Consider the following 375-nt stretch of genomic DNA (forward strand, 5'->3'; position numbering starts at 1 on the left):
TACCACGCCTGGTATCGGCACATCACCGTGGCCATGCTCGCTCTGGCATTCCTCGCCGTGCTGCGCCGTGCCACCAAAAAGGGGGACCCGGCCCTGTGGACAACCTCCGGCCACCACCGGCACAACACCGGCGAACCCACCCGAACCGTCCCCGGAGGTCGTCCACCACACCCGGCCTGTTCCGCACCGGCTGATCGCCCTGTCCATCGGTGAAATCCGCCACCTGTTCAACCTGATCGACCGCGATGATCAGACCATTGATCTGGGTCTCTACTGGTCAGCCCTCCGCCGCCGACATCAGGCCACAGCGCGCAGGCACCACTTCCGGCAGCGCCTGCGCCTCCAACACATGCAGATCTAGCTATGTAGTACTAG

At 64.3% G+C, this 375-nt stretch carries 1 pseudogene; it reads left to right on the forward strand.

Features of this window, described 5'->3' with window-relative positions:
• A pseudogene (locus FAF44_RS53850) lies at positions 1-361 on the forward strand (hypothetical protein); the annotation flags it as partial.
• Positions 362-375: the final 14 nt, after the last annotated feature.

It is taken from the genome of Nonomuraea sp. MG754425, from assembly GCF_021699195.1.
In the GTDB taxonomy this organism is placed as follows: domain Bacteria; phylum Actinomycetota; class Actinomycetes; order Streptosporangiales; family Streptosporangiaceae; genus Nonomuraea.